Annotated in this window: 27 protein-coding genes; 18 read left to right on the top strand and 9 right to left on the bottom strand. The window is 70.6% G+C overall.

Translation table 11 applies throughout. The features are described 5' to 3' along the window. Positions 1 to 67 precede the first annotated feature (67 nt). From ACZ55A_RS19405 to ACZ55A_RS19455, 11 genes are all read left to right on the top strand, one after another. Positions 68 to 1408 (top strand): MraY family glycosyltransferase, encoded by a 1341-nt coding sequence (locus tag ACZ55A_RS19405; RefSeq protein WP_468841343.1) that lies wholly within the window; start codon positions 68 to 70, stop codon positions 1406 to 1408. Between the two features lie 289 nt (positions 1409 to 1697). Next, positions 1698 to 2135, top strand: a complete 438-nt coding sequence (locus tag ACZ55A_RS19410; RefSeq protein WP_468841345.1) for a hypothetical protein — start codon at positions 1698 to 1700, stop codon at positions 2133 to 2135. A gap of 279 nt (positions 2136 to 2414) precedes the next feature. Next, positions 2415 to 3209: a F0F1 ATP synthase subunit A gene (gene atpB, locus ACZ55A_RS19415; protein WP_468841581.1), complete on the top strand. Its 795-nt coding sequence runs from the start codon at positions 2415 to 2417 to the stop codon at positions 3207 to 3209. Positions 3210 to 3286: 77 nt separating this feature from the next. Further along, complete coding sequence (gene atpE / locus ACZ55A_RS19420; RefSeq protein ID WP_030811000.1) at positions 3287 to 3553, top strand: ATP synthase F0 subunit C; 267 nt, start codon at positions 3287 to 3289, stop codon at positions 3551 to 3553. Positions 3554 to 3593: 40 nt separating this feature from the next. Next, positions 3594 to 4157: a F0F1 ATP synthase subunit B gene (locus tag ACZ55A_RS19425; RefSeq protein WP_468841347.1), complete on the top strand. Its 564-nt coding sequence runs from the start codon at positions 3594 to 3596 to the stop codon at positions 4155 to 4157. Continuing rightward, positions 4154 to 4969, top strand: coding sequence for a F0F1 ATP synthase subunit delta (locus ACZ55A_RS19430; protein WP_468841349.1), 816 nt, complete (start codon positions 4154 to 4156; stop codon positions 4967 to 4969). Before ACZ55A_RS19425 ends, ACZ55A_RS19430 begins: the two co-directional genes overlap by 4 nt. A gap of 212 nt (positions 4970 to 5181) precedes the next feature. Continuing rightward, on the top strand, positions 5182 to 6774 hold the full coding sequence (atpA, locus tag ACZ55A_RS19435) for a F0F1 ATP synthase subunit alpha (RefSeq protein ID WP_468841351.1): 1593 nt from the start codon (positions 5182 to 5184) through the stop codon (positions 6772 to 6774). A 20-nt stretch (positions 6775 to 6794) separates the two neighbouring features. Further along, positions 6795 to 7715: a F0F1 ATP synthase subunit gamma gene (locus tag ACZ55A_RS19440; RefSeq protein WP_468841353.1), complete on the top strand. Its 921-nt coding sequence runs from the start codon at positions 6795 to 6797 to the stop codon at positions 7713 to 7715. A 5-nt stretch (positions 7716 to 7720) separates the two neighbouring features. Next, positions 7721 to 9175 (top strand): F0F1 ATP synthase subunit beta, encoded by a 1455-nt coding sequence (gene atpD / locus ACZ55A_RS19445; RefSeq protein ID WP_468841355.1) that lies wholly within the window; start codon positions 7721 to 7723, stop codon positions 9173 to 9175. A gap of 108 nt (positions 9176 to 9283) precedes the next feature. Beyond that, positions 9284 to 9667, top strand: a complete 384-nt coding sequence (locus ACZ55A_RS19450; protein WP_030081273.1) for a F0F1 ATP synthase subunit epsilon — start codon at positions 9284 to 9286, stop codon at positions 9665 to 9667. Positions 9668 to 9814: 147 nt separating this feature from the next. Next, a complete protein-coding gene (locus tag ACZ55A_RS19455; RefSeq protein ID WP_468841358.1) occupies positions 9815 to 10258 on the top strand; it encodes a DUF2550 domain-containing protein in 444 nt (147 codons plus the stop codon). Between the two features lie 220 nt (positions 10259 to 10478). Here the strand turns inward: ACZ55A_RS19455 and ACZ55A_RS19460 are convergent, their stop codons facing one another. Together ACZ55A_RS19460 and ACZ55A_RS19465 are read right to left on the bottom strand one after the other, a co-directional pair. After that, on the bottom strand, positions 10479 to 11168 hold the full coding sequence (locus ACZ55A_RS19460; protein ID WP_468841360.1) for a response regulator: 690 nt from the start codon (positions 11166 to 11168) through the stop codon (positions 10479 to 10481). Further along, entirely contained in the window at positions 11165 to 12391 is a 1227-nt protein-coding gene (locus ACZ55A_RS19465) for a sensor histidine kinase (protein WP_468841362.1), read from the bottom strand. The genes ACZ55A_RS19460 and ACZ55A_RS19465 overlap by 4 nt, the downstream gene beginning before the upstream one ends. Before the next feature lie 172 nt (positions 12392 to 12563). Between ACZ55A_RS19465 and ACZ55A_RS19470 the strand changes: the two genes are divergently transcribed. After that, complete coding sequence (locus ACZ55A_RS19470; RefSeq protein ID WP_468841364.1) at positions 12564 to 13157, top strand: hypothetical protein; 594 nt, start codon at positions 12564 to 12566, stop codon at positions 13155 to 13157. A gap of 7 nt (positions 13158 to 13164) precedes the next feature. Here the strand turns inward: ACZ55A_RS19470 and ACZ55A_RS19475 are convergent, their stop codons facing one another. From ACZ55A_RS19475 to ACZ55A_RS19485, 3 genes are read right to left on the bottom strand one after another with little or no spacing between them, the layout of a single operon-like run. Further along, complete coding sequence (locus ACZ55A_RS19475; protein ID WP_468841366.1) at positions 13165 to 13752, bottom strand: cob(I)yrinic acid a,c-diamide adenosyltransferase; 588 nt, start codon at positions 13750 to 13752, stop codon at positions 13165 to 13167. A 9-nt stretch (positions 13753 to 13761) separates the two neighbouring features. Next, positions 13762 to 14517: an ABC transporter permease gene (locus ACZ55A_RS19480; RefSeq protein ID WP_468841368.1), complete on the bottom strand. Its 756-nt coding sequence runs from the start codon at positions 14515 to 14517 to the stop codon at positions 13762 to 13764. An 8-nt stretch (positions 14518 to 14525) separates the two neighbouring features. Further along, positions 14526 to 15308 (bottom strand): ABC transporter ATP-binding protein, encoded by a 783-nt coding sequence (locus ACZ55A_RS19485; RefSeq protein WP_468841370.1) that lies wholly within the window; start codon positions 15306 to 15308, stop codon positions 14526 to 14528. An 80-nt stretch (positions 15309 to 15388) separates the two neighbouring features. Here ACZ55A_RS19485 and ACZ55A_RS19490 point away from each other — a divergent pair, with 80 nt between their 5' ends. The 4 genes from ACZ55A_RS19490 (at position 15389) to ACZ55A_RS19505 (ending at position 20509) form a co-directional block, all read left to right on the top strand. Continuing rightward, the gene (locus ACZ55A_RS19490; protein ID WP_468841372.1) at positions 15389 to 16030 is read left to right on the top strand and encodes a TetR/AcrR family transcriptional regulator; all 642 of its coding nucleotides are present in this window, start codon (positions 15389 to 15391) and stop codon (positions 16028 to 16030) included. A 210-nt stretch (positions 16031 to 16240) separates the two neighbouring features. Beyond that, entirely contained in the window at positions 16241 to 17089 is an 849-nt protein-coding gene (locus tag ACZ55A_RS19495; protein ID WP_468841374.1) for a 3-hydroxyacyl-CoA dehydrogenase family protein, read from the top strand. Between the two features lie 170 nt (positions 17090 to 17259). After that, complete coding sequence (locus ACZ55A_RS19500; RefSeq protein WP_362918767.1) at positions 17260 to 17583, top strand: STAS domain-containing protein; 324 nt, start codon at positions 17260 to 17262, stop codon at positions 17581 to 17583. A gap of 367 nt (positions 17584 to 17950) precedes the next feature. Next, positions 17951 to 20509 carry an ATP-binding protein gene (locus ACZ55A_RS19505; protein WP_468841376.1) on the top strand — a complete coding sequence of 853 codons (2559 nt, stop codon included), beginning with the start codon at positions 17951 to 17953 and terminating at the stop codon, positions 20507 to 20509. Between the two features lie 79 nt (positions 20510 to 20588). On the opposite strand, the gene nucS is transcribed toward ACZ55A_RS19505, so the two are convergent. Further along, a complete protein-coding gene (nucS, locus tag ACZ55A_RS19510) occupies positions 20589 to 21251 on the bottom strand; it encodes an endonuclease NucS (RefSeq protein WP_366419567.1) in 663 nt (220 codons plus the stop codon). 249 nt (positions 21252 to 21500) lie between these two features. On the opposite strand from nucS, the gene ACZ55A_RS19515 reads away from it, so the two are divergent. Beyond that, positions 21501 to 21893, top strand: a complete 393-nt coding sequence (locus tag ACZ55A_RS19515; protein ID WP_030065560.1) for an SCO5389 family protein — start codon at positions 21501 to 21503, stop codon at positions 21891 to 21893. Between the two features lie 94 nt (positions 21894 to 21987). On the opposite strand, the gene ACZ55A_RS19520 is transcribed toward ACZ55A_RS19515, so the two are convergent. Next, a complete protein-coding gene (locus ACZ55A_RS19520; protein ID WP_468841379.1) occupies positions 21988 to 23037 on the bottom strand; it encodes an LLM class flavin-dependent oxidoreductase in 1050 nt (349 codons plus the stop codon). A gap of 188 nt (positions 23038 to 23225) precedes the next feature. Between ACZ55A_RS19520 and ACZ55A_RS19525 the strand changes: the two genes are divergently transcribed. Next, on the top strand, positions 23226 to 23570 hold the full coding sequence (locus tag ACZ55A_RS19525) for an ATP/GTP-binding protein (protein WP_468841381.1): 345 nt from the start codon (positions 23226 to 23228) through the stop codon (positions 23568 to 23570). A 3-nt stretch (positions 23571 to 23573) separates the two neighbouring features. On the opposite strand, the gene ACZ55A_RS19530 is transcribed toward ACZ55A_RS19525, so the two are convergent. Then, entirely contained in the window at positions 23574 to 24818 is a 1245-nt protein-coding gene (locus ACZ55A_RS19530; protein ID WP_468841383.1) for an ABC transporter permease, read from the bottom strand. Further along, positions 24815 to 26068, bottom strand: a complete 1254-nt coding sequence (locus ACZ55A_RS19535; protein ID WP_468841387.1) for an ABC transporter ATP-binding protein — start codon at positions 26066 to 26068, stop codon at positions 24815 to 24817. The genes ACZ55A_RS19530 and ACZ55A_RS19535 overlap by 4 nt, the downstream gene beginning before the upstream one ends. Positions 26069 to 26398 lie beyond the last annotated feature (330 nt).

Below are 26398 nucleotides of genomic sequence, written 5' to 3' on the forward strand. Positions count from 1 at the left end.
CCTCCTGTATTCACGGCCAGGGGGCGGACACGCATAGGGTGTGGGGCTGTGATGGCCAGCTATACCAATGGGGCAGCCCGTGCGTGAATACCTGCTGACGCTGTGCGTCACGGCCGCGGTGACCTACTTGCTGACCGGGCCGGTGCGGAAGTTCGCGATCGCGGCCGGTGCGATGCCGGAGATCCGTGCGCGTGATGTGCACCGCGAACCGACACCCCGGCTCGGCGGTATCGCGATGTTCGGCGGGCTGTGCGCCGGTCTGCTGGTCGCCTCGCACCTGACCAACCTCAAGAGCGTCTTCGAGAACTCCAACGAGCCCCGGGCGCTGCTGTCGGGCGCCGCGCTGATCTGGATCCTCGGCGTGCTGGACGACAAGTGGGGCGTGGACGCGCTGGTCAAGCTGGGCGGCCAGATGATCGCCGCGGGTGTGATGGTCCTCCAGGGCCTGACGATCCTGTGGATCCCCATCCCCGGCGTCGGCACGGTCTCGCTGACCCCGATGCAGGGCACGCTGCTGACCGTCGCGCTGGTCGTGATCACCATCAACGCGGTGAACTTCGTCGACGGCCTGGACGGTCTGGCCTCCGGCATGGTGTGCATCGCCGCCGCGGCGTTCTTCATGTACGCGTACCGGATGTGGTTCGGCTACGGCATCGAGGCGGCCGCGCCCGCAACCCTGTTCTCGGTCGTTCTGATGGGCATGTGCCTGGGCTTCCTGCCGCACAACATGCACCCGGCGCGGATCTTCATGGGCGACTCGGGCTCGATGCTGATCGGCCTGGTGATGGCGGCCGGTGCGGTCTCGGTGACCGGCCAGGTCGACCCGGACCTGCTCAACGTCAAGGCGGGCGGTCTGCGGGAGGCCACCCACGCGATGGTGCCGGTCTACATCCCGCTGCTGCTGCCGCTGACCGTCATCGCGGTGCCGGTCGCCGACCTGATCCTGGCGATCGTGCGCCGTACGTGGAAGGGCCAGTCGCCGTTCGCCGCCGACCGCGGCCATCTGCACCACCGGCTGCTGGAGATCGGGCACTCGCACAGCCGGGCCGTGCTGATCATGTACTTCTGGTCGGCGCTGATCGCCTTCGGCGCGGTCGCCTACTCCGTGAACAACGCCAGCATGTGGATCGTGCTGGGCATCGTGCTGCTGAGCGCGGTGGGGCTGGTGCTGCTCCTGCTGCCGCGCTTCACGCCGCGGGCGCCGCGCTGGGCGGAGCGGATGGTTCCGCCGCGTTACCGCAGGGTGGTCCGGACGGCGCTGGCGCCGGCCGAGGCGGACGGCGGTGAGGGCGACGGGGCGACGGCGGAGGAGGACCGCGAGCCGGTCCCGGCGGGGATCAACGGGGCCACCGCGATCGGCGACCGGTCACGCTTCGTGGACCGCCGGCGGGCGGGCAGTCATCACTGAGCCAGCGAGGTGATCGCCCGAACGGGCATCGAAAACCGGACTTGTTGACCCTATACCAGACAAAAAACCTCCTGTCAGTGCACCAACGCGCAGGTTCATGCTCAAGTGTGACAGGGTCCACACGAACCAGGTAAAGACCTCATCAAATAGTTTGTGATACCGTTCACGAAACCCGGCGACAGAGCCGAAGGACCGTAGTGCGACGGTTCTTCAGCCCCAGGTTCCGCCTCAGGCCGGGTCTACGCTCGTCCCTGACGACACAATCCCCACCCCTTGCCGGAGCGCCGCCATGCAGTCGAATGACGCCCGACTACTCCTTCACGCCGTTGTGCCCACGCTCGCCCTCGGCGTTGTCGCCGTTGCCGTGAGCGCGGTGGTCGCAGGCGCGAAGGGAGCGATCGGCGCCGTCGTCGGCACGGTGCTGGTGATGCTCGTCATGGGGGTCGGCCTCGTGGTCCTCCAGAAGACCGCGAAGAGTCTTCCGCAGCTGTTCCAGATGATGGGCCTGCTGCTCTACACGACGCAGATCCTGTTCGTGCTGCTCTTCCTGCTCGCGTTCAAGGACACAACGCTCTTTGACACCAAGGCATTTGCGTTCACCCTGCTCGGTGCCGTTCTCGTGTGGATCGCGGCGCAGACCCGCGGTCATATGAAGGCGAAGATTCTGTACGTGGATCCCCACTCCGCCGAGTCGAAGAAGGCGGAGACGGCGGGGTCGTCGACGTGACACGTAGGGCCGAGATAAATGCCCTCATGCGGGCCTGCTATCGTCCGGTGCCAACTGCGGCACAGATGGCGCAGGCGGCTGAGCTCCCGAGTTCCGAGCGAGGGAACGGGATGTTCTCGCGGCCGAAGCCTGTGATTCGGCCCGGCCCAGCGCCGGCCGGCCGCCCCCTAATCCGTAAGACCAGTCCAGTGCCGCTCCGTGGCTCAACGCCGCGCCGACACAACGAGGTTGCCGTACCCATGCGCCACGCTGAAGGAGCTCGCGGTGAGTGCTGAAACGATGCTCGCCTTCGAGACCGACTGCCACATCTTTTCCGGGTGCGGCTTCGATGCCCCCGGGCTTCATAACTTCGTCTTCCAGCCGCTCTTCACCATCGGCGGCTACGAGTTCAACAAGCCGATGCTGCTGGCCCTGCTGAGCACGGTCGTCGTTGTCGGCTTCTTCTGGGTCGCATTCGGCAAGGCGAAGGTGGTCCCCGGAAAGCTCCAGATGATCGGCGAGGCGGGCTACGACTTCGTGCGCCGCGGACTCGTCTATGACGCGCTGGGCAAGAAGGAGGGCGAAAAGTACGTCCCCTTCATGGTCTCGCTGTTCTTCTTCGTGTGGATCATGAACCTGTGGTCGATCATCCCGGTCATGGCGTTCCCGGTGACCTCGATCATCGCGTTCCCCGCGGGCCTCGCGCTGCTCGTCTATGTCCTGTGGGTCTACCTGACCTTCAAGAAGCACGGCTTCGTCGGTGGCTGGAAGAACATCACCGGCTATGACAAGTCGCTCGGCTGGGTCCTGCCGCTGCTCATGGTCATCGAGTTCTTCTCGAACCTGATCATCCGCCCCTTCACCCACGCGGTCCGGCTCTTCGCCAACATGTTCGCGGGCCACCTGCTGATCCTGATGTTCACCATCGCCAGCTGGTACCTGCTGAACGGCATCGGCGTCGTCTACGCCGGGGCCTCGTTCCTCATGACCATCGTGATGACGGCGTTCGAGCTGTTCATCCAGGCCGTCCAGGCGTACGTCTTCGTCCTCCTGGCCTGCAACTACGTTCAGGGCGCGCTCGCCGAGCACCACTGAGCGCACCCGCCTCCCCGCCCAACAGCTGTTCGGTGGCCAACCCCCACCGGTACGTGAAATGAGAAGGAAGTAACGGCATGTCCGCTGCTCTGGAACTGGTCAACCTCGCCGCTGCCGGTGACACCGCCAAGTCCGCCCTGGTCGGCAACATCGCCTCCGTCGGTTACGGCCTGGCCGCCATCGGCCCCGGCGTCGGCGTCGGCATCATCTTCGGTAACGGCACCCAGGCCCTGGCCCGTCAGCCCGAGGCCGCCGGCCTGATCCGCACCAACCAGATCATGGGCTTCGCGTTCTGTGAGGCGCTCGCCCTGATCGGCATCGTCATGGGCTTCGTTTACAAGTAAACAAAGCTCATCGACACCCATTGAGACGGAAGGCACTGATGTGAACGCCCTGAACCTGGCGGCGGAGGTTCCTGAGAACCCCCTGGTCCCGCCGATTCCAGAGCTGGTCATCGGCCTGATCGCTTTCTTCATCGTCTTCGGCTTCCTCGCCAAGAAGCTCCTCCCGAACATCAACAACGTTCTGGACGAGCGGCGGAAGCTGATCGAAGGCCGCATGGAGGACGCCGAAGCGGCTCAGGCCGAGGCTCAGCAGGTGCTCGCGGACTACCGGGCCCAGCTGGCCGACGCCCGCCACGAGGCCGCGCGCCTGCGCCAGGAGGCGCAGGAGCAGGGTGCGACTCTCATTGCTGAGATGCGCGCCGAGGGCCAGCGGCAGCGTGAGGAGATCATCGCTGCCGGTCACGCCCAGATCGAGGCGGACCGCAAGACGGCTGCGCAGGCGCTGCGCCAGGACGTGGGCAAGCTCGCCACCGACCTGGCCGGCAAGCTCGTCGGTGAGTCCCTGGAGGACCACGCCCGGCAGAGCCGGACCATCGACCGCTTCCTCGACGAGCTCGAGGCCAAGGCGGCGTCGGACGCGACGAAGGCTGAGGCCGGCCGATGAACGGAGCGAGCCGCGAGGCACTCGCCTCCGCACGCGAGCGGCTCGACGCGCTGACGGACGACACCTCCGTCGACGCGGCGAAGCTCGCCGAGGAGCTGGCTGCCGTCACCGCTCTGCTCGACCGCGAGGTGTCGCTGCGTCGGGTCCTGACCGACCCGGCGCAGACCGGCGAAGCGCGGGCCGAACTGGCCCGGCGGCTGCTCGGCAGCCAGATCGGCGGCCCGGCCGTCGACCTGGTCACCGGCATGGTCCGCGACCGCTGGTCGCGCTCGCGTGAGCTGGCTGACGCGATCGAGGAGCTGGCGTACAGCGCCGACCTCGCCGCGGCCCAGCGCGCCGGTGCGCTCGACGACGTCGAGGACGAGCTGTTCCGGTTCGGCCGGATCGTCAGCTCCAGCGGCGATCTGCGCCGTGCGCTGACCGACAAGAACGCGACGGCCTCGGCCAAGACGGAGCTGCTGCGTTCGCTGCTGGGCGGCCGGGCCAACCCGGTCACCGAGCGGATCGTGATCCGTCTTGTCGTACAGCCGCGGGGCCGTAGCCTGGAAGCGGGGCTCGACGCCCTCTCCAAGCTGGCGGCGCACCGCCGGGACCGGATGGTCGCGGTGGTCACCTCCGCGGTGCCCCTCAGTGACGGGCAGCGGGAGCGCCTGAGCGCCTCCCTGACCTCGCTGTACGGACGGCAGATCCACCTGAACCTCGACGTGGACCCCGAGGTCCTCGGCGGTGTCCAGATCCGGATCGGCGACGAGGTCATCAACGGGACCATCGCGGAGCGCCTCGACGAGGCGACCCGGCGGATGGCCGGCTGACCCAGCCACCAACTCAAGAGCTGCACAACCGGCGGCCAGGCGCCGGACCAGCCGGCCGGACCGAGAGGTCCGGCTGCGGTCCGGAAGAAGCCCCGGGGACCAGCACAAGCATGACGGCGGCCCGAGTTGGGCCGTAAGCGGAAACCCCCTGGGGCAGCCCCCCAGACCCCCGCAAGTAACTTCGGGCCCAACAAGGAGAGCAGGGAACCCAGATGGCGGAGCTCACGATCCGGCCGGAGGAGATCCGGGACGCGCTGGAGAACTTCGTCCAGGCGTACAAGCCGGACGCGGCCTCGCGCGAGGAGGTCGGCACGGTAAGCGAGGCCGGTGACGGCATCGCGAAGGTCGAGGGTCTTCCCTCGGCGATGGCGAACGAGCTGCTGAAGTTCGAGGACGGCACGCTCGGTCTTGCGCTGAACCTGGAAGAGCGCGAGATCGGTGCAGTCATCCTCGGTGAGTTCAGCGGCATCGAGCAGGGCCAGCCGGTGCAGCGCACCGGTGAGGTGCTCTCGGTCGCCGTGGGCGAGGGCTACCTCGGCCGCGTCGTCGACCCGCTGGGCAACCCGATCGACGGCCTCGGCGAGATCGCGTCCGAGGGCCGCCGCGCCCTGGAGCTTCAGGCTCCGGGCGTCATGGTCCGTAAGTCGGTGCACGAGCCGATGGAGACCGGCTACAAGGCCGTCGACTCGATGGTGCCGATCGGCCGCGGCCAGCGTCAGCTGATCATCGGTGACCGCCAGACCGGCAAGACCGCGCTGGCCGTCGACACGATCATCAACCAGCGCGACAACTGGCGCACCGGCGACCCGAAGAAGCAGGTCCGCTGCATCTACGTCGCCATCGGCCAGAAGGGCTCCACCATCGCGTCCGTGCGCGGTGCGCTGGAGGAGGCCGGCGCCCTGGAGTACACCACCATCGTCGCCGCCCCGGCGTCCGACCCGGCGGGCTTCAAGTACCTCGCGCCCTACACCGGCTCGGCCATCGGCCAGCACTGGATGTACCAGGGCAAGCACGTCCTGATCATCTTCGACGACCTCTCGAAGCAGGCCGACGCCTACCGCGCCGTGTCCCTGCTGCTGCGCCGTCCGCCGGGCCGTGAGGCCTACCCGGGCGACGTCTTCTACCTGCACTCGCGTCTGCTGGAGCGCTGCGCCAAGCTCTCCGACGACATGGGCGCCGGCTCGATGACCGGTCTCCCGATCGTCGAGACCAAGGCGAACGACGTGTCGGCGTTCATCCCGACCAACGTCATCTCCATCACCGACGGCCAGTGCTTCCTGGAGTCGGACCTGTTCAACGCGGGCCAGCGCCCGGCGCTGAACGTCGGTATCTCCGTCTCCCGTGTCGGTGGCTCGGCCCAGCACAAGGCCATGCGCCAGGTCTCCGGCCGCCTCCGTGTGGACCTCGCCCAGTACCGCGAGCTGGAGGCGTTCGCCGCCTTCGGTTCCGACCTGGACGCGGCCTCCAAGGCGCAGCTGGAGCGCGGTAAGCGGATGACCGAGCTGCTGAAGCAGCCGCAGTACTCCCCGTACGCGACCGAGGACCAGGTCGTCTCCATCTGGGCCGGCACCAACGGCAAGATGGACGACGTCCCGGTCGAGGACATCCGCCGCTTCGAGCGGGAGCTCCTCGACCACCTCCACCGGGAGAAGAAGGACCTGCTGACCAGCATCCGCGAGGGCGCCAAGATGTCCGACGACACCATCGGGGCGATCTCCGATGCCGTCGACGGCTTCAAGCGGCAGTTCGAGACCTCGGACGGCAAGCTGCTCGGCGAGGACGCCCCGGCCGGCCCCGGCAAGTGACGACGGAAGGGACCTGATCCATGGGAGCCAAGCTCCGGGTCTACAAGCGTCGCATCCGCTCCGTCACCGCGACCAAGAAGATCACCAAGGCGATGGAGATGATCGCCGCCTCGCGCGTCGTCAAGGCGCAGCGCCAGGTGGCGGCGTCGACGCCGTACGCGAGTGAACTGACCCGCGCGGTGACAGCGGTTGCCACCGGTTCGAACACCCAGCACCCGCTGACGACCGAGGCGGAGTCCCCGGCCCGGGCCGCGCTGCTGCTCATCACGAGCGACCGCGGTCTGGCCGGCGGCTACTCCTCCAACGTCATCAAGGCCGCGGAGCAGCTCACCGAGCGGCTCAAGGCCGAGGGCAAGGAGGTCGACGTCTACATCGTCGGCCGCAAGGGGGTGTCGTACTACAGCTTCCGCGAGCGCAAGGTCGTGGAGTCGTGGACCGGCTTCACCGACAGCCCGACGTACGGGGACGCGAAGGCGATCGCCGCACCGCTCATCGCGGCCGTCCAGCAGGACACCGCCGAGGGCGGGGTCGACGAACTCCACATCGTCTACACCGAGTTCATCTCGATGATGACGCAGACGGCGCTCGACGACCGGCTGCTGCCGCTGTCCCTGGACAAGGCCGCCGAGGAGTCGGCGGCGGAGTCCAAGGGCGAGATCCTTCCGCTGTTCGACTTCGAGCCGTCGGCCGAGGACGTCCTCGACGCCCTGCTTCCGCGGTACGTCGAGTCGCGGATCTACAACGCGCTCTTGCAGGCCGCCGCCTCCAAGCACGCCGCCACGCGCCGTGCGATGAAGTCGGCGACCGACAACGCAGAAGAGCTCATCAAGTCGCTCTCGCGGCTTGCCAACGCGGCCCGACAGGCCGAAATCACCCAGGAAATCAGCGAGATCGTCGGTGGCGCAAGCGCACTGGCCGACGCGACCGCGGGGAGTGACTGACAACTATGACCACCACTGTTGAGCCGACCGCCGCGGCTGGCGTGGCCGCTGGCCGCGTCGCGCGGGTCATCGGCCCCGTCGTCGACGTGGAGTTCCCCGTCGACGCGATGCCGGACATCTACAACGCGCTGACCGTCGAGGTCGCCGACCCGGCCGAGGCCGGTGTCAAGAAGACCCTGACCCTCGAGGTTGCCCAGCACCTCGGCGAGGGCCTGGTCCGTGCGATCTCCATGCAGCCCACCGACGGTCTGGTCCGCCAGGCCCCGGTGACCGACACCGGTGCGGGCATCACCGTGCCCGTCGGCGACATCACCAAGGGCAAGGTCTTCAACACCCTCGGTGAGATCCTGAACAAGCCGGAGGCCGCGTCCGAGGTCACCGAGCGCTGGCCCATCCACCGCAAGGCCCCGTCCTTCGACCAGCTCGAGTCCAAGACCGAGATGTTCGAGACCGGCGTCAAGGTCATCGACCTGCTGACCCCGTACGTCAAGGGCGGCAAGATCGGTCTGTTCGGTGGTGCCGGTGTCGGCAAGACCGTTCTGATCCAGGAAATGATCTACCGCGTGGCCAACAACCACGACGGTGTGTCGGTGTTCGCCGGTGTCGGTGAGCGCACCCGTGAGGGCAACGACCTCATCGAGGAGATGACGGACTCCGGCGTCATCGACAAGACGGCGCTGGTCTTCGGCCAGATGGACGAGCCGCCGGGCACCCGTCTGCGGGTCGCCCTTGCCGGTCTGACCATGGCGGAGTACTTCCGCGATGTGCAGAAGCAGGACGTGCTCTTCTTCATCGACAACATCTTCCGCTACACCCAGGCCGGTTCCGAGGTGTCGACCCTGCTCGGCCGGATGCCCTCCGCGGTGGGCTACCAGCCGAACCTGGCCGACGAGATGGGTCTCCTCCAGGAGCGCATCACCTCGACCCGTGGTCACTCGATCACCTCGATGCAGGCGATCTACGTCCCCGCGGACGACCTGACCGACCCGGCGCCGGCCACCACCTTCGCCCACCTGGACGCGACGACCGTTCTGTCGCGCCCGATCTCGGAGAAGGGCATCTACCCGGCGGTGGACCCGCTGGACTCGACGTCCCGGATCCTGGACCCCCGCTACATCTCGCAGGAGCACTACGACTGCGCCTCGCGCGTCAAGACGATCCTGCAGAAGTACAAGGACCTCCAGGACATCATCGCGATTCTGGGTATCGACGAGCTCGGCGAGGAGGACAAGCTCACCGTCCACCGCGCGCGTCGTATCGAGCGGTTCCTGTCGCAGAACACCCACGTGGCGAAGCAGTTCACCGGTGTGGACGGTTCGGACGTGCCGCTGGACGAGTCCATCGCCGCGTTCAACGCGATCGCCGACGGTGACTACGACCACTTCCCCGAGCAGGCGTTCTTCATGTGCGGTGGCCTTGAGGACCTGAAGGCCAACGCCAAGGAGCTGGGCGTCTCCTGACCCCGGCAACGGCCCCGGGGGCGGCCCTGGCCGCCCCCGGTCCGTACGACCACTAGTATTTGACCCAACATCTGCCATGCCAGGCAGGTGGAGACCCGAGGAGCCATCGTGGCTGAGCTGCACGTCGAGTTGGTCGCCGCGGACCGTCAGGTCTGGTCCGGCGAGGCCAGCCTGGTCGTCGCGCGCACCTCGTCGGGCGACATCGGCGTCATGCCCGGACACCAGCCGCTGCTCGGCGTGCTGCAGTCGGGCCCGGTGACGATCCGTACGACCGGCGAGAGCGGGGACGGCACCGTCGTCGCCGCGGTGCACGGCGGCTTCATCTCGTTCGCCGACAACAAGCTGTCCCTGCTCGCAGAGGTGGCCGAGCTGTCGGACGAGATCGATGTCCAGCGCGCGGAGCGGGCCCTGGAGCGTGCGAAGTCGGAGGCCGACGCGGCCGCCGAGCGCCGCGCCGATGTCCGGCTGCGTGCGGTGACGGGTGTTCACTGAGCCCCGCACCGACGAGATCGATCCTCAGCCGCGGGCTGCCCGGAATTCTCCGGAGCGGCCCGCGGCTGAGGCAATGCAGGTGCGTTTCCCTCCCTCACGCCTGAACGGCGTGGGGGGACCCCCATCGAGGCGAGGAGGTCGGTCGGGATGGTCCTCGCTCTGCTTGTGAGCGGCGCGGTCGTGGTGCTGGTGCTGCTGGGGCTGTTCGTCTTCGGACTGAGACGGCGGCTGATCCAGCGGTCCGGCGGCACCTTCGACTGCAGCCTGCGCTGGAACGTGCCGGAGAACGAGACCGGCGGCAAGGGCTGGATCTACGGTGTGGCGCGCTACAACGGAGACCGCGTCGAATGGTTCCGGGTGTTCTCGTACGCGCCCCGGCCCCGCCGCCTCCTGGAGCGCTCCGCGATCGAGGTCCTGGAGCGCCGCACCCCCCAGGGTGAGGAGGAGCTGGCGCTGCTCTCCGACTCCCTCGTGCTGGCCTGCCGGCACCGTGGCACCCGTCTGGAGCTGGCGATGAGCGAGGACGCGCTCACCGGCTTCCTGGCCTGGCTGGAGGCGGCCCCGCCCGGCCAGAGGGTGAACGTGGCCTGATCCCAGTGGCGTGATCGCAGTGGTGTGATCCGAGTGGCGTGAGCCGAGTGGCCTGATCCGAGCGGTCCTGGGAATAGCCTCCGCCTCCGGCGCATTGTGGCCCCGCAAGGGGGGGCTCGTGCCCCCTACGGGATGCGTTCGGCCACCCCCTACGGCCCGCCCCCTCCACCCGCCCGGCCGCCCCTCGCCCCCTCCGCCCCGCCCCCCGGCCCGCCCGCCCCTACGGCCCGTCCACCCCCAACTCCTGGGCCAGTACGGCTGCTTGGACCCGGCTGCGCAGATCCAGCTTCGCCAGCAGCCGGCTGACATGGGTCTTCACGGTGGCCTCCGCCATCGCCAGCCGTAAGGCGATATCGGCGTTGGACAGCCCCCGGCCCAGACACCCCAGCACTTCCCGCTCGCGCGGTGTCAGCGCGTCCAGCACCGTCGGATCCGGCGCGGCGCCGTCCCGCGCGGGCCGCGCCGCGCTGCGCGGACTGGCGAACTCGGCGATCAGCCGGCGGGTCACCGCCGGTGCGATCAGCCCCTCGCCGGACGCCACCGTGCGCACCGCGGTCAGCAGCGCGGCCGCATCGCTGTCCTTGAGCAGAAAGCCCGCGGCGCCGGCCCGCAGCGCCCCGAAGACGTACTCGTCCAGGTCGAAGGTGGTCAACACCAGTACGTCGGCCAGCTTCTCGGCGACCACCTGCCGGGTGGCGGAGACCCCGTCGAGCCGGGGCATCTGGATGTCCATGAGGACGAGGGTGGGGCGCAGCTCACGGGCGAGCCGCACCGCCTCCTCGCCGTCCTCCGCCTCCCCGACGACATCGATGTCGGGGGCGGAGCGCAGGATGAGGACCAGCCCGGCCCGTACGGCGGACTGGTCCTCGGCGACGAGAACCCGGATCGGCTGCGCGTCGGCGCCTGTCATCGTTGCTCTTCCTCCTCGGCAGCGGGCAACGCTGCCCGCACCAGCCAGACTCTGCCGGCCGGCCCGCTCTCCGGACCGGCCTCGAATGCCCCGCCCAGCAGGGCGATTCTCTCCCGCATCCCGACCAGACCGGTACCGGAGCCCGGGGCCCGGGGGCCGGGCCGGTCATCGAACGGGCTGCGGACGGTGACGGTGAGCGCCCCGTCGCGCTCATGGGCGAGCCGCACCCGCACCTCGCCGGCGGCGGCGTGCTTGAGCGCATTGGTCAGCGACTCCTGGACGATGCGGTACGCGGCCAGTTCGGCCGGCGCCGTCGGCCGCAGCCTGCCGTCGGTGGCCCGGGCGTCGTCCAGGACGAAGGTCAGCCCGCTGCTCGCGCCGTGTGCGCGGGCCTGGGCGAGCAGCGCGTCCAGCCCGCCCAGGGTGGGCGTCGCGGCGGGCTCCTCCGTATCCTCGCTCGTCCTCGGGTCGCGCAACAGCCCGATCAGGCGGCGCATTTCGGCCAGACCTTGCACGCTGTTCGTACGGATCACATCGAGCGCCTCGCGGGTCGCCGACGGATCGTCGACGGACTGTGCGGCGGTGGCGTGGATCGCGATGGCGGACAGATGGTTGGCGACCATGTCGTGCAGCTCACGGGCCATCCGGGCGCGCTCGCCGGCCACCGCCCGGGTGCGGTCCCGTTCGGCCAGCAGCGCGATCCGTTCGGCCCGGAGCCGGGCGGCCTGGGCGGCGTCGCGGTGGTTGCGGATGATCGCGCCCGTCCAGGCCGGGCCGATGGTGATCACCGCGATGCCGATGACCGCCATCACCACCTGCGGGTTCTGCCACAGCGCGGTGAGCGCGACGGCCGCCACGACGGTCGCCAGTACCGCGTGCAGCGGGATCCGGCGGGCCGCCCGCGCAGGGCCGTAGAGCACCGCCGCATAGACCACGTCCGTGAACATCAGGACGGTGGCGACCAGGGTGCCGGTGCAGATGTCCAGTGCCAGCGCGGGCACCGCGAGGGCCAGCGCCGCCATCGGGGCCGTACGGCGCAGCAGCTCCGCCGCCGACATCGTGCCGAGCGCGACCAGGGTGAGCGAGGGCGGCAGTCCCAGGCGCGCCGGCCCGCCCTGGAGATGCAGCGCCCAGAGCAGCAGTCCGCCGAGCAGCCCGCCGCCCGCGATGAGCACATCGAGACGGTGCGGCCGGCCGACGGCGGCGGGGGATCTGACGGTCACCCCTCCATCAAACACGGCGCCGGGGCCCGCTGCCTCCACGTCCGGGTCATCCCCGTGCCACGCGCGCTACATCGAAAGATGCAGTCCGGGATCGTCGTGTGCGACGACGTTTGGGGCGGCGGCCGCTGGGAGCCTTGAAGTGTTCGGTGAAGGGCCCTGAAAGGAGACAGCCGTGGTCGTCGCGCTGATCATCGCCTGCGAGGTCGGCTTCTGGGTGCTGCTGGTGGCCGGTCTGGCGCTGCGGTACCTGGCGCGGATGCCGCGTACCGGAGCGGCGGTGCTCCTGATGGAGCCGGTGCTGGAGCTGGTACTGCTGATCGTCACCGCGATCGATCTGAAGAACGGGGCGACCGCCGACTGGAAACACGGGCTTGCCGCCCTCTACATCGGCTACACCGTCGCGTACGGCCACTACACGATCAAATGGATCGACGGGCACTTCGTGCACCGGTTCGCGGGCGGTCCGCCACCGGTCAAGCCGCCGCGCTACGGTCTGGCCCGCGCCCGGCACGAGGGGATGCTGTGGCTGCGTACGGTGCTGTGGGTGGCCCTCTCGATCGGCCTGCTCCAGGTCGCGATCTGGTACGTCGGCGAGGGCGGCGACACCGCGTCGCTGCACGAGTGGCAGGCCACCTCGCTGCGGATCCTCCTCATCCACGGCGTGATCGCGCTGAGCTACTTCCTCTTCCAGAAGAAGGACCCGGACCGGGGCCGGGGCGCCGCCGCTGAGGAGGCGGCCCGGCCCGGCCAGAAGACCCTGAGCTGACCGGCCGTCAGCGCTCGCCGCCCGGCACCCACAGGACGTCGCCGACCTCCTTGTTGGCCGTACGGGCCAGGATGAACAGCAGGTCGGAGAGGCGGTTGAGGTAGGTGGCGGTCAGCGGGTTCATGCTGCCGCCGGTCTCGGCGCTGCCGTGCTCCTCCAGGGCCGCCCAGGTGGAGCGTTCGGCGCGCCGGACCACGGTGCAGGCCTGGTGGAGGAGGGCGGCGCCGGGGGTGCCGCCGGGGAGGATGAAGCTGCGCAGCTTCTCCAGGTCCGCCAGGAACCGGTCGCAGTCGGCCTCCAGTTTGTCGATATAGCTCTGCTCGACGCGCAGCGGCGGGAATTCCGGGTTCTCCACCACCGGTGTCGACAGATCCGCGCCGACGTCGAAGAGGTCGTTCTGCACCCGCAGGAGCACCGCGGCGACCTCCTCCGGCAGCGTGCCGAGGGCCAGCGCCACGCCGATCGCGGCGTTGGCCTCGTTGGCGTCCGCATACGCCGCGATGCGCGAATCGGTCTTGGCGGTGCGGCTCATATCGCCCAGGGCGGTGGTGCCCTTGTCGCCCGTACGGGTGTAGATGCGCGTCAGATTCACCATGAGGCGAGCCTACGCCGCGGACCTGCGGAAGGCCCGGGTGCACAAGGTCACCGACAGTGCGGCGAAGGCGAGCGCCACCAGGACGCCGTAGAGCACCGCCGAGGAGGTGTACGCGCCGACGAACGCCGCCCGTACCGCGTCCACGAGGTAGCGGAACGGCATGAGGTGCGAGAGCACGTCCAGCCACCGCGGGCCCAGCGTCATCGGCAGCATCAGCCCGGACAGCAGCATCGAGGGCATGGTGACGGCGTTGATGACCGGCCCGAACTCCTGCGGGGTGTTGACCTTCAGCGCCAGCGCGTACGACAGCGAGGCCAGTGCCACGGTCAGTACGGCGACGAACGCGAAGCCGATGAGGACGCCGGGCAGGGGCGCGCGCAGCCCCATGGCCAGGGCGGCCAGCACCAGCAGCGCGGCCTGGAAGACGAACAGCAGCGCATCGCGCAGGACCCGCCCGAGCAGCAGCGCCAGCCGGCTCACCGGCGTCACCCGCATCCGCTCCACGACCCCGAACTGCTTCTCGATGATGATGCCGAAACCGCAGAACGCGGCCCCGAACAGGCCGAGTTGGAGCAGCAGCCCGGGCACCAGCACCTGCCAGGAGCTGCCGGACGAGGACAGCGGCAGTTCGGTCAGCAGCGGGCCGAAGAAGAGCAGGTACAGCAGCGGCATCAGCACGCCGAAGAGCATCTGGAGCTTGGAGCGCAGCGTCTGGCGGGCGTAGCGCCCGAAGATCAGCGCGGTGTCGGAGACAAGGGACGACATGGGGGCTCCTAGATGGCGACGGGGGCGGGGTCCTGGGGCGCCGTAGTGCGCCCGGTGATGGCGAGGAAGGTGTCCTGGAGGGATGCGTCGGGGGAGCCGGCGTGGGCGCGCTTGAGCGCGTCCGGGGTGCCCTCGGCGACCACCACGCCCTTGTCGACGATCACCAGCCGGTCGGCGAGCGCATCGGCCTCGTCGAGGTAGTGGGTGGTCAGGAAGACCGTGGTGCCGTGCTCGGCGCGGATCCGGCGGACCAGCTCCCACAGGTCGGCGCGGCTGCCCGGGTCGAGTCCGGTGGTCGGCTCGTCGAGGAAGAGCACCTGTGGGCGGTGGGTGAGGCCCATCGCGATGTCCAGCCGACGCCGCTGGCCGCCCGAGAGCGTGGCGGTCTTGCGGTCCAGCAGTCCGTGCAGGCCGAGGTCTGCGGCCAACTCCTCGGTACGGGCCAGGGCTTCGGCCTTGCCGAGGCGGTAGAGGCGGGCCTGGGTGACCAGCTCCTCGCGTACCGAGATGTTGGGGTCGACGCCGCCGGACTGGGCGACGTACCCGGAGGCGCGGCGCACCCCCGCGGGATCGCGGACCAGGTCGCAGCCCGCGACGGTCGCGCTGCCGCCGGTGGGCGTCAGCAGGGTGGTGAGCATCCGCAGGGTGGTGGTCTTGCCGGCGCCGTTGGGGCCGAGGAAGCCCAGGATCTCGCCGCGCTCGGCGGTGAGGTCGATACCCCGTACGGCTTCGACGGGGCCGCGCTTGGTGGTGAAGGTCCGGGCGAGTCCGGACGTGCTGATGACTGGCATGCCCACAGAAAAACAGAGGGACTGAAAAATTGCAACGTCCCCAAAATTTAACGAGGCCCAGCGAAAGGTAGGCTGAGGGCATGGCAGAGGGACTCAGGGAGCGGAAGAAGCGCCAGACCAGGCAGTACATCTCGGACATGGCCACGGGTCTGTTCATGGAGCGCGGCTTCGACGCGGTGACCATCGCGGAGATCGCCGAGGCCGCGGATGTCTCGGTCAACACCGTCTACAACTACTTCCCGGCCAAGGAGGACCTCTTCTTCGACCGGAGCAAGGGGCTGGTCGACCGGCTGTCGCGGTTCGTACGGGCCCGCCCCGCGGGGGAGTCGGCCGCCGCCGCGGTGCTGCGCGAACTGCGCGAAGAGGTGGAGAGCGTCTCGCCCAAGGTCGGCCTCATCGAGGGATATGAGCGCTTCATGAAGGTCGTCCACGGCTCGGCGGTCCTCCAGGCCCGCCTGTGGCACCTCCAGCGCGAGCAGTACGAGGACCTCGAAGCCACGCTCCGGCAGGAGACCGGCGTCGCCGACGACGACCCGATGCCCGGTCTGATGGCCGGCCAGATCAACTGGGTCCACCAGACCTTGATGACCACCATCGCGCAGGAGATGATCGCCGGCCGCAAGCCCGAGGTGGTCTCCCGTGAGGCGCTGGTGCTCCTCGACGAGATGGAGGAACTGCTGAGCGCGAGGGTGCTCAACTACGCCGTACGGGCAGCCGGCTGAGGACGGCGCGCCGTACTCAGCCGCGGGCTCGGTGTGATGTCCGTCATGGACAAACCGGCGTGGCGGCCCGAAGGGCCTCGTTGAGGGGCGGTGGTTGGGTGACGGGCGGGAGTGACGCGCATCTCTTACCCGCCAAAGGATCGCCAACGACCGCTAACGTCACCCGAAGACCGACAGGCTTTCAAATGCACAGGGTGTGAGGGGACAGCAGTGGCAAAGAAGCTCGCCGTCATCGGCGCCGGACTGATGGGGTCCGGTATCGCGCAGGTCTCCGCCCAGGCGGGCTGGGACGTGGTCCTCCGCGATGTGACGGACGAGGCGCTGGCCCGGGGGAAGGGCGGCATCGAGGCCTCGTACGAGAAGTTCGTCTCCAAGGGGAAGCTGGCGGCGGCCGACGCCGAGCAGGCGCTGGCCCGCATCACCACCACGACCGACCTGGAGGCCACCGCCGACGCCGATATCGTCGTCGAGGCGGTCTTCGAGCGGATCGACGTCAAGCGGGAGATCTTCCAGACGCTGGACAAGATCGTCAAGGACGAGGCGGTGCTGGCCTCCAACACCTCCGCCATCCCGATCACCAAGATCGCCGCGGCCACCTCCCGCCCCGAGCGGGTCGTGGGGACGCACTTCTTCTCGCCGGTGCCGATGATGCAGCTGTGCGAGCTGGTCCGCGGGTACAAGACCAGCGACGAAACCCTCGCCACGGCCCGGGCGTTCGCCGAGTCCGTCGGCAAGACCTGCGTCGTCGTCAACCGTGACGTGGCCGGCTTCGTCACCACCCGGCTGATCTCGGCGCTGGTCGTCGAGGCCGCCAAGCTCTACGAGTCCGGCGTGGCCAGCGCCGAGGACATCGACACCGCCTGCAAGTTGGGCTTCGGCCACGCGATGGGCCCGCTGGCCACCGCCGACCTGACCGGCATCGACATCCTGCTGCACGCCACCGACAACATCTACACCGAGTCCCAGGACGAGAAGTTCGCCCCGCCGGAGATCATGCGGCGGATGGTCGACGCCGGCGATATCGGCCGCAAGAGTGGGCAAGGCTTCTACGAGCACTGATACCGGGTCAAGGTGCCGGGCCGAGCTGAAAAGTCAAGGCCTGGGCCTGATGGGGTCACCCGGTGGGGTGAATTCGGTATCGGTTCGCTTACAGGCGGCAACTTCGCCGCATGAGAGGCAGTCAGATCTGTAGACGTCCAGGCATGAACCCATGACACAGGGGAGCGCATATGCACATCAGGGGCGACCACGCCGAGCTGGTCGTCGAGGGCCGCCTCGACGTCCGCAGCGCGGCGGACGCCCGTACGGCCCTGCACACCGCCGTCGACTCCGGTCGCGGTGATCTGGTGCTGGACCTGACCGAGCTGGATTCCTGGGACGCCACCGGCCTCGGCGTGATCATGGGCGCGCACCGCCGGGCCGGCCGGGTCAACCGCAGGCTCGTGCTGCGCGGGGTGCCGCCCCAGATGCAGCGCCTGCTGGTCGCCACCCGGCTCCACCGCATCCTCGCCATCGAGGGCGGCATCGAAGCGGAATCGCTTCCTCGCGTCTGAGGCACGGGCCGCGGCCGCCCCAAGGCCGTGCCCGGGGCGGGACGTTCCCCCGGGCGAGAAAGACCGTATAAAGCACGACAGAGCTGACCGGTAGAAATGTCGTAAACCGCCGGAGAGCGGCCAATCCCGGAAGTTCCGGTCAGGAGCCGCCCCCGGCGGTGCGGCGTTCCGCGCTCCAGGTCTAAGGTTCGGATCCCGCCCGTATGCCATCATCCGCGGCGGGCACCGGACCGGACGCGACGGCCGAGTACGACCTGCCGGAGCCGGCGGAGTGCGGACGCGGGAGCGCATCCGGCACGGCGCTCCGCCCTGCGGGTGGAGCTGCCTGCGGAGGCGGAGCGGAACGAAGCACCTGGGAGCTTGCAGCATGGACCCGAACACTCACCGGGGATCCGAGGAGTACGGCGAGCAGGACACCCCTGCCCGGCCGCCGGCCCCCGCGTTCGGCGGCCCGCAGGGCGGCTCCGGGGGGCTCGCCCGCGTCGTCCGGCTGGTCTCGGGCCCCTACCTCGTCACCGTCAACCCGGTCGACGGCAGCGAGATAGCACCCTGCCCGCCCGGAGAGCGCCCCGCCGCCCCCGGAAAGCTCGATCCGCAGGAGCGCGCCGCGGCCGCCCGCGCCGCAGCGCCCCCGCTGCCCCCGGGCCCGCCCGGCTCCGCCGGCCCCGCCACCGAGCTCGAAGAGCGCACCGAGGACGTCGAGCGCCTGGTCCGGCTGCTCTCCCGCGGCCGCTCGGTACGCGTCACCGGCCCCTCCGGCTCGGGCCGCACCCGGCTGCTGGACGCCGTCGCCACCTCCTGCGCCGACCTCGCCCCCGACGGCGTGATCCGGCTCTCCGGCTACCACCGCACCGCCACCGACCTGCTGTACGCACTGTTCGCCTCGGTCCACCGGGCCCCGCAGCACCGCCCGGACCGGCCCGAGCTGCTGCGTATGGCCGCCGAGATCGGCGCGATCGTCGTCCTGGACGACCTGGAGTTCGGCGGTGCCGCGCTCGACGAGCTGCTGGACGCCACCCCCGAGTGCGCCTTCCTGATCTCCGCGACCCCCGACGTCGCGGCCCCCAGCGCCGGCTCGCACCTCGAAGAGGTCTTCCTCGGCGGCATCGGCCGGGAGGGCTGCGTACGGATGCTGGAGCGCGCCGTGGACCGGCCGCTGACCGACGACGAGGAGGCCTGGGCCGCCGACCTCTGGTTCGAGTCCGAGGGGCTGCCGCTGCGCTTTGTGCAGGCCGCCGCCCTGCTGCGGCAGCGCGAGCGGACGACCACCCGGCCCGGCGCCCTCGACGACGGCTACGGCATGTTCCCCGCGGAGCAGCCGGCGACGGACGGCACCGACGGCAGCGACGCCGAGGCCGGTGAGCGCTCCGAGCCGACGCTGCCGTCGCTCGGCGAGGCCGCCGCCCCCGCCCCCCTGCTCGCCTCCCGGCTGAGCGAGTCCGCCCGCGAAACCCTGCGCTTCGCCGTCGCGCTCGGCGGCGAACTGCCGCACCAGGCGCATCTGCCGGCCCTCACCGAGGACACCCACGCCGACGCCGCCCTCGGCGAGCTGCTGGCCTGCGGACTGATCACCCCCGTCGGCAGCCACTACCGGCTCGCCGCCACCGTCCTGGACCAGCTGACCGCGGCCGGCTACGCCGAGGGTGCCGCCGCCCGCGCCCACACCGCCGCCCAGCACTACGCCTGGTGGGCCGGGCACCCCTCGGTCACCCCCGAGCGGGCCGCCGCCGAGGCGGATGTGGCGCTGGCCGCCATGAGCGTGCTGACCGGAAGCCGGGAGAGCGGGCACGCCAGCGCTGCCGTGCTCCTGGCCCGTACGGCCGCCCCCGCGTTCGCCGCTGCGCTGCACTGGAGCGCCTGGGAGCGCAGCCTGCGGCACGGCCAGGAGGCCGCGCGGCTCGCCGGGGAGGTCGCCGAAGAGGCCTACTTCCACCATGAGCTGGGCGTGCTGGCGCTGTGCACCGGCAGCCTCGACCGGGCGCGCGCCGAGCTGGAGGCGTCCATCGGGCTGCGCGGGGTCCTCTCGGACCGCAATGGCGCGGTGGCCGGCCGGCGGGCGCTGGCTCTGGTCACCGACCGCGCACGGGCCGCCTCGGCGCCCACCACGGCCGTCCCGCAGATCGCCGCGGCCCCCGGCGGCGACCGCCGGCCGGACGCCCGCAAGGACCGGGCCGCCACCCCGCCCGACGGGGTGTCGACCGCCAAGCTGCGGGCGCCGGGCGCGGCGACCACCGCGGCCACGGCCGCCGCCCGGGGCGCCGCGCAGACCGCCGCCACCGCCGCCGTCCCGGCCGCGGCTGCCGGCAGCACCGCCAAGGGCGCCCGGCGGGTGCTCGGCGGGAGCCGCCGGAACCTCGTCGCCGCGGGCGCCGGGGCGCTGCTGGTGGCCGTCCTCGGCACCGTCGTCACCCTCGGCGCGATGTCCGGCGCCGACGACACCCACGACGACAAGGTCAGCACGGAACAGACCACGGACGACAGCACCCCGGAGCTGCCGGCCGAGGCACCGGACACGGACTCCGGCCGGCCGACCGCAGGCTCCGGCAGCACCAGGCCCGGCAGCACCGGCCGTTCCGCCAGCCCCTCCCCGTCGACCAGCGGCCCCGCCACCAGCGGCGCGCCGACCGACTCCGCCACCGGGCCGACGGACCCCACCACCGGTCCCGACGAGCCGACCGGACGGCCCACCGAGCCCACCTCCCGGCCGACCCGCCCCACGCACACGCCGACCGACGAGCCGACGGATCCGCCGACCACGCCCACCGACGAGCCGACGGATCCGCCGACCACCCCCACCGACGACCCGACGACCCAGAGCCCGTCGCAGAGTTCCGCCGCCTCCTCGGCCGCCGGCACCACGGAAGGCGGCACGCCGAGCGACAGCGGCGGCACCTCCTCCGGCACGCAGAGCGCCCCGGCCGCCTGACACCCGGGCAAAACAGCGGGCGGCCCGGTACGTGCGTACCGGGCCGCCCCGCTGTGTGGTCCGCCGGAGCCGGCCGGGATCAGAACAGCCGGAGCTTGTCGTCCTCGATGCCGCGCAGCGCGTCGTAGTCCAGCACGACACAGCCGATACCGCGGTCGGTGGCCAGCACCCGCGCCTGCGGCTTGATCTCCTGGGCCGCGAAGATCCCCTTGACCGGGGCCAAGTGCGGGTCGCGGTTGAGGAGTTCGAGGTAACGGGTGAGCTGCTCGACCCCGTCGATCTCACCGCGCCGCTTGATCTCGACGGCAACGGTCTGGCTGTCGGCGTCCCGGCACAAGATATCCACCGGGCCAATGGCAGTGGGGTATTCACGCCGAATCAGGGAGTAGCCCTCGCCGAGGGTTTCGATCCGGTCCGCGAGCAGTTCCTGAAGGTGGGCCTCCACACCGTCCTTGATGAGCCCCGGGTCGACGCCGAGCTCGTGCGAGGAGTCGTGCATGACCTCCTCAAGCGTGATGATCAGCTTCTCGCCGCCCTTGTTCTCCACCGTCCACACATCCCCGTCGCCCTCCTTGAGAGTGCAGGGCGGGGACATCCAGTTGAGGGGTTTGTAGGCCCGGTCGTCCGCGTGAACGGAGACGGAGCCGTCCGCCTTCACCAGGATGAGGCGAGGGGCGGAGGGGAGATGGGCAGTGAGCCGGCCCGCGTAGTCCACGGAGCAGCGGGCGATGACGAGACGCATGGGGCGTCACGCTACTCGACCGGAGGCCCCCGACGCGATTCGCCCTGGACCGGGGGGCCTTTACGGCGGAAATCCCCGCACCCCCGGCGTTCGCCATTGGCCGGTTGTATGTGCAATCTCCTGGTGCGGGCCTCTTGCGCGGCATACCGTTGAAGCGGGGGGTTGTGAGGCGAACACGCTCCGTCGCGGAACCCCTAGTCCCGTCCCTAGGCCCCGTCCGTCCCGGCGGGGCCGCGAGAGGAGAACCTCATGTCGCTCGACGTCTCACCGGCCCTCCTCGAACAGGCCGAGCGAGGCGAGGTCGACGAAGCCGCATTTGTCGACTGCGTCCGGAACTCCCTGCCCTTTGCCTGGGAGATGATCAGCTCTCTGGTGGCCCAGCTGAAGGTCGACGGCGGACAGTTCGCCGACAATCAGACGCCGCCGCCGGACGAGCAGGCGCGCGGCCAGCTGCTGCGCGCACTGGCGAGTGACGCCATCCGTGGTTCGCTGGAGCGCCACTTCGGTGTGCGGCTCGCCTTCCAGAACTGCCACCGGGTCGCGGTCTTCCCGCTCGACCCGGCGGTGGACGACCGCCTGGCCAAATTCACCTCGATCCGGGGCCAGCTGCTGAACCAGTCGCCTGAACTCCGCGACTGCTGATCGGAGTTGCTGCCGCTGCGTACGCGGGGTTGGGCGCGCCCCGTGGTACATCGTGCGCCAGCGGCAGCACCACCGCACGACCACGCCCCGTTGCTCACCCCAGCTGCGGCAGCACCTCCGTGCCCAACCGGCGGACGTTCTCCTCCGTCGCCGCGAGATCGCCGGAGCCCTCGACCAGCAGCGCGAAGCGGGTGATGCCGGTGCGCTCCGCGGTCGCCGCCAGCCGGTCCGCGCACAGCCGCGGCGGGCCGACGGGATGCAGCGCGCACAGCAACTCCGTATACGCCAGCGGATCGCGCATCGCGCGGTAGCGGCCGTCGACCGTCACATGCGCGCCCAGCCCCTGCCGTAGCCAGCCGGGCATCGCCTTGGTCAGGGTCTCGGTCGCGGCGGCCCTGCCATCGGCGATCTGCACCACCCCCGCCGAGACATGCGCGGCCGCGGCGATCTCGTCGCCGTCCCGGCCGGCCTCCCGCGCTGCGGTCCGCCACAGCGCCACCATCTCGGCCTTCTCCTCGTCGCCACAGTGCATACCCAGCAGCATCGGCAGTCCGCGCTCGGCGGCCGTCCGTACGGACGCGGGGGAGGTGCACGCCACCACCACGGGCGGGCCCGTCGGACCGGCGCACGGGTCGTCCGGATCGCCCAGCGCCTGATCCGGCCGCGGTACGACCGCCACCTCCCGGAAGGCGTAGCGCTCGCCCTGCGCGCCGACCCGGGGCTCGCGCAGCCAGCGCAGCAGCAGATCGAGCGACTCGGGGAAGCCGTGGTCGTACGCGGCGAGTCCGGAGCCGAAGACCTCCAGATCCACCCAGGGACCGCCGCGGCCCACACCGAGCGTGAAACGGCCCTCGGCGGTGAGATGGAGCAGCGCGGCCTGCTCACCGAGCGCCACCGGATGCTGGGTCGGCAGCACGCTGACCGCCGTCCCGACGCCGATCCGGCGGGTGCGCCCCAGCAGCAGCGCGGCCAGCGTCACGGCGTTCGGACAGACGCCGTAGGGTACGAAGTGGTGTTCCGCCAGCCAGACATCGTCGAGTCCGGCCTGCTCCGCGACCTCCGCGGAGCGCACCGCGCGGTGCAGTGCTTCCCCCTGTCCCTGGCCGGGGAATTGGGCGGCCAGGATGAAAGCCCCAACGCGCATCGCTCTTCTGCCTCCTCGCAGCCGACGCGACTCCCCCTCACAGGCAACAACGGCCGACACGTGCCAAGGGCACGGCCTGGCGCGAAATTTCCCGATGATCGCAGAATCCCGTGTGCCGGCGCAGGCCCGCGGGCCCGCCGCGTACGCTGGTGACATCCCGTGACCCCGTACGCATCCCGAGGTGTTCTGTGTCCCCGCGTCGAAACCGCCAGCGCGGCGGTGCGAAGCCCGCCGGCCGCACGGGCGGCGACCACAACGGCCTGATGGGGGGACCCCTCGGAGGCGGCTGGGAGACCACGGAGGAGTGGCGTGGCGAGGACTGGGTGGTACGGCAGGTCGGGGGCGGCGGCGCGGCCAAGCACTACCGCTGCCCCGGCTGCGACCAGGAGATCCCGCCCGGCGTCCCGCATGTCGTCGCCTGGCCGCAGCACGGCGACGTCGACGACCGCAGGCACTGGCACCGGGCGTGCTGGAACGCACGGGACCGCCGGAGCGCGCGGCTCCAGCGGTCCCGGAATGCGCCCAGGTACTGAGCGTCAGACGTCGCGCTGCCGCATGGCGGCGTACGCGCCGCCGAGGGCGACGGCGGCGAGCCCCATCACGATCCACAGCGGCTGCCAGCCGGACGGACCGCCGTCCACGAACGGGAACTTGCTGCCGTACATGACCGTGAGCTGGTTGGGGATCGAGTAGCCGAGCAGGAAGTTCCGCAGCTCGTCCAGGCTCTCGGTGAGCATGAACATCGACAGCACGAACGGCAGCAGCACGACCCCGATCATGATCGTGATCGCGCCCGCGGAGTGCCGGATCAGCGAGCCGACGGCGAGCGCCAGCAGCCCCAGGAACGCGACGTAAAGGCTGACCCCCACGGTCGACTTGAGCCACTGGGCGCCGGTGAGCTCCACCTTGCTGAGGTCACCGAGCATGGCGCTGTCGGCGAGCGCGACCAGTCCGGTGACGACGGTGGTGACCACGAAGGTCAGCCCGAAGAAGACGATTGCCTTGGCCGCGAGCACCCGGCCCCGGGCGGGGCAGGCGGTCAGGGTCGTACGGATCATGCCGGTGCCGTACTCGGAAGACGTCACCAGCACACCGAGCGGGAGGACGCAGAGAATCCCCAGCAGCATCCCGAAGAACCCGAAGAAGAGCGGCGATACCGCGCCGATGGTCTCGTTCGTCGAGACGGACGTGGCGACCAGCACGCCGATGCCGAGGACGAGGACCGCCATCACACCGAGCGTCCAGATCGTCGAGCGCACCGAGCGGATCTTGGTCCACTCGGAGGCCAGCGCATGGCCGAGGTGGGTGGGGCGCACCGGGATCGGCGAGACATAGCCGCCACCCGCGCCGACGGGGCCGGGCTGCTGGTGGGGCTGCGCGGGGGCGGGCGCCTGGGCCTGCGGCTGGGGGGCCTGCGGATGTGCCTGGGCCTGCGGCTGCGGTGCCGGGGGCTGAGCCTGGGCCTGGGCCTGGAGCATCATCGTGCCCCCGTCCTTGCCCGGACCGTGCGCCGCGAGCGGCCGCGGCTCGGGCATCGGCTGGGCCTGGAGCATCATCGTGCCGGCTTCCTTGGCCGGGGCGGGCTGACCGGGCGCGGGCTGGGCCTGGAGCATCATCGTGCCCGCTTCCTTGGCCGGCGCGGGCTGCTCCTGGGCCGGCTGGGCCTGCGGCTGGGGCGGCGCGGCGGGCGGCATCGGCGGTGCGGCCGGCGTCGGCTGTGGCTGCGCGCCGGCGCCGTGCGGTCCGGGCTCAGGCTGCGGCTGCTGCTGAGGGGTGGTCATCGGGCGTCCTCGTTCTGCGGCGTGGGCATGTCGGCGGGCTGCGGGGCCGGCGCGGCGGGCGGCATCGGCGCGGCGGGGGGCTGCCCGTAAGGGTGGGGTGCCCCGTACGACTCGGGTCCCCCGTACGGGTGACCTTGCGCCGGCGGCGGATAGCCCGCCCCCGGAGCGCCCCCGGGCGCCCGGCCGTACGGATCCGGCTGCGCATACGGATTCGGCTGCCCCTGGCCGGGCATACCGGGCTGACCCGCGTACCCCGGGCCGCCCCCGTACCCCTGCGGCGCACCCTGCGGGGCGTACCCGGCGGGGGCCTGCTGGAGACCGGCGCGCTGATCGGCTGTCGAGCGGTAGTCGACGACGCTCTGCGTCATCTGCATATAGGCCTCTTCCAGGGACGCCTGGTGCGGCGACAGCTCCCACAGCCGGACATCGGCACCGTGCGCGAGATCACTGATCCGGGGGAGCGGCAGCCCGGCCACCCGCAGCGCCCCGTCCGGCTCGGGCGTGACCTGTCCGCCCGCCTCACCGAGCGCGACGGTCAGCTTCTCGCGCTGCTCCGGCTCGGTGTCGGGGGTCCGTACCCGGGCGAAATCGGCGGAGTTGGCCGAGATGAAGTCCTTGACCGACATATCCGCCAGCAGCTGCCCGCGGCCGATCACGATCAAGTGCTCGGCGGTGAGCGCCATTTCGCTCATCAGGTGCGACGAGACGAAGACCGTACGTCCCTCCGCCGCCAGCTGCTTCATCAGATTGCGCACCCACAGGATGCCCTCGGGGTCGAGGCCGTTGACCGGCTCGTCGAAGAGCAGCACCTGCGGGTCGCCGAGCAGCGCCGCCGCGATGCCGAGCCGCTGGCCCATGCCGAGCGAGAAGCCCTTGGAACGGCGGCCCGCCACGTCCTGGAGGCCGACCACGCCGAGCACTTCGTCGACCCGGCGGGCCGGGATACCGGACAGCTGGGCGAGCGAGAGCAGATGGTGCCGCGCGCTGCGGCCCCCGTGCACGGCCTTGGCGTCGAGCAGCGCGCCCACCTGGCGGGGCGCGTTGGTGAGGTTGCGGAAGGGGCGGCCGGCGATGGTGGCATGTCCCGACGTCGGTGCGTCCAGACCCAGAATCATGCGCATGGTCGTGGACTTGCCGGAACCGTTGGGCCCCAGAAAGCCGGTCACCGTGCCCGGCCGCACTTGGAACGACAGGTTGTACACGGCCGTCTTGGCGCCGTAGCGCTTCGTCAGGCCGACTGCCTCGATCATTCTCCGCCCCTCGCAGATGCTTCGGGGCAGAGGCGCTCTCGTACCCCCGTGAGGATTAGGAGGCTATCGGGGCGTTGACGGTTCCGCGGTGCGGGGGCCTTCCCACGTTTTTGTCCGTCCCGCCGTGGTTGTTGCTCGCCGTTGCGCCTGCGGCGGGCGTTGGTTGTTGGGTGCGGTGACGGACCTCCGGGGCCTTGTTGGTGGACTGCTTCGCTTTACGTCCACAAACAAGGCCCCTCCGGCCCGTCCCCTCCCGTTGGGGGGGAAGGGAAAGGCCGGTGGGGGCGGGCGTGTCCGGTTGCTGTGACTGGATCCACGAGCGTGCACCCG

Source organism: Streptomyces sp. NPDC034111, assembly GCF_055575375.1.